The 2433-nt window shown below is 67.9% G+C and carries 2 protein-coding genes; one reads left to right on the forward strand and one right to left on the reverse strand.

Annotation, left to right across the window (positions count from 1 at the left end; genetic code table 11):
- Positions 1-285: 285 nt before the first annotated feature.
- Entirely contained in the window at positions 286-1266 is a 981-nt protein-coding gene (locus tag P3W75_RS21750) for a GlxA family transcriptional regulator (protein WP_276229385.1), read from the reverse strand.
- A 211-nt stretch (positions 1267-1477) separates the two neighbouring features.
- Between P3W75_RS21750 and choX the strand changes: the two genes are divergently transcribed.
- A complete protein-coding gene (gene choX, locus P3W75_RS21755; RefSeq protein WP_276229386.1) occupies positions 1478-2416 on the forward strand; it encodes a choline ABC transporter substrate-binding protein in 939 nt (312 codons plus the stop codon).
- The last annotated feature ends 17 nt before the right edge of the window (positions 2417-2433 follow it).

Genomic DNA, 2433 nt, shown 5'->3' on the forward strand with positions numbered 1-2433 from the left:
GGATGAACCCATGGTGCACCCGCCCGGCCTGTGGATAAATGACGCAGAGCCCACGGATCTTGCCACTGAGGGCTGGCGGCTTTTGTAGGAGCGAGCTTGCTCGCGAACGGGTGTTTTGGCCCTGGCTGAGACTCCGCTCCCTCTCCCTAACCCTCGGCTGCGCGCCCCGCCCTGAAGGGAGAGGGGACCGTTGGGCAGGGTTGGTTGCTCTGGAGTTAGCCGGAAACACCCAAAGCTTCCGGCTGAAACCATGCCTCCTCTCGGCACGTACTGCCCCCTCTCCCTTCAGGGAGAGGGCTGGGGAGAGGGGCTCTTTGAACCCACACCCGGCAACGCCGCGCGATCCTGGCTCGGACATACCCCGAACTTCGCCCGATAGCTGCGCGACAGGTACGACGGCGTCTCGAAGCCGCAGGCCAGGCCCACCTCCAGCACGCTCATGTCGGTCTGCCGCAGCAGCTGGCGGGCCTTGTCCAGGCGCAGGCCGAGGTAGAAGTTCGACGGCGTGTCGTGCAGGTGCAGGCGGAACAGGCGCTCCAGCTGGCGGCGGGTGACCTGGATGCCCTCGGCCAGCGCCAGGGTCGACAGCGGTGGCTCGGTGTGGCGCTCCATCTCGCCGAGCACCTGCACCAGCTTCTTGTTGGTCACCCCGTAGCGGCTGGCCAGTTGCAGGCGCTGGTGGTCCTGGCGGGTGCGGATGCGCCCGACGACGAACTGCTCGGAGACCTGCACCGCCAGCTCCGGGCCCTGGTCGCGGGCGATCAGGTCGAGCATCAGGTCGATCGAGGCCGTGCCGCCGGCGGAGGTGATGCGCGCGCCGTCGATCTCGAACAGCTCCTGGGTCGCGTGCAGGTGTGGATAAGTCTCCCGGAAGGCGTCCAGCGCCTCCCAGTGCAGGGTGCAGCGCTGGCGCTCGAGCAGGCCGGCCTCGGCGAGGACGAAGGTGCCGGTGTCGATGCCGCCGAGGGTCACCCCCTCGCGGTCGAGCCGGCGCAGCCAGTGCAGCAGCGCCGGGGTGCAGGCGCGCAGCGGGTCGAAGCCGGCGACCACGAACAGGGTGTCGCCGCGGCCCAGGGCTTCCAGGGCGCCGTCGGCGTTCATCGACATGCCGTTGCTGGCCAGCACCGGGCCGCCGTCGGCGCTCAGCAGGTGCCAGCGGTACAGCCCGCCGCGAAAGCGGTTGGCCACGCGCAGCGGCTCCACGGCGGAGATGAAGCCCATTACGGAAAAACCGGGCAGCAGGAGAAACCAGAAGTCGTTCGACATGGCGTCATCCGGGCGATTCGGGCGGCGATCCACTGGCATAGAACATTTCCCCCGGCGCTGGCAACCGGGAGGTCGCTGGCGTGCAAGTGCAGGTCGCCACTGTGCGATTCGCCGCGCCCGGCTGTGCGTAGTTTTGACTCCAGCCACCGCCGCGCGGGGCGCATGACACAACAACGATAACCACTGCCGCAAAGGCCTTGAGGGAGAAGTCATGAAGCTATCGATCAAAGCGGCCGCCTGCGCCGCGCTGTTCGCCGTCGCCGGCAGCAGTTGGGCCGCCGAGCCCGAGGCGTGCCAGACGGTGCGCATGGGCTCGGTGAACTGGACCGACGTGGTGGCCAGCAGCGCCATGGCCGAGGCCCTGCTCGACGGCCTGGGCTACAAGGTCAAGCAGACCAGCGCTTCGCAACAGATCATCCTCGCCGGCATGGCCGACAAGCAGCTCGACATCTTCCTCGGCTACTGGCAGCCGACCATGCAGCCGGTGGCCAAGCCCTACCTGGACAAGCAGCAGATCGAAGTCCTCACGCCCGCCACCCTGGGCGACGCCCAGTCCACCTACGCGGTGCCCACCTACGTCTACGACGGCGGCCTGAAGACCTTCGCCGACATCGCCAAATTCCGCGACAAGCTGGACAACAAGATCTACCTGATCGAGCCGGGCAGCGGCTCCAACCGCATCACCGCGGACATGATCGCCAAGGACAAGTTCGGCCTGAAGGGCTTCCAGGTCGTGGAATCCAGCGAGGCCGGCATGCTCACCGCGGTCAAGCGGGCGATCAAGCGCCAGCAGTGGGTGGTGTTCTTCGGCTGGAAGCCGCACCCGATGAACCTGCAGATCGACATGAAGTACCTCACCGGCAGCGACGACGTGTTCGGCCCCAACGAAGGCGCCGCCACCGTCTCGATCATGACCGCCGCCGGCTACCAGCAGCAGTGCGGCAACGTCGCCAAGCTGCTGCACAACCTGCGCTTCAGCAGCGCCGACGTCAGCCAGGTGATGGAACCCATCCTCGACCGCAGCCAGCCGCTGGACGCCGCCCGCGCCTGGCTCAAGGCCCACCCGCAGCAGCTCGAACAATGGCTCGCCGGGGTGACCACCTTCGACGGCAAGCCGGCCTCGCCCGCGCTGGTCGCCGGCCTCAAGTAACCCCCGTTGCCCCCGCG

Origin of the sequence: Pseudomonas citronellolis (assembly GCF_029335315.1) — a bacterium.
Taxonomy (GTDB): domain Bacteria; phylum Pseudomonadota; class Gammaproteobacteria; order Pseudomonadales; family Pseudomonadaceae; genus Pseudomonas; species Pseudomonas citronellolis_A.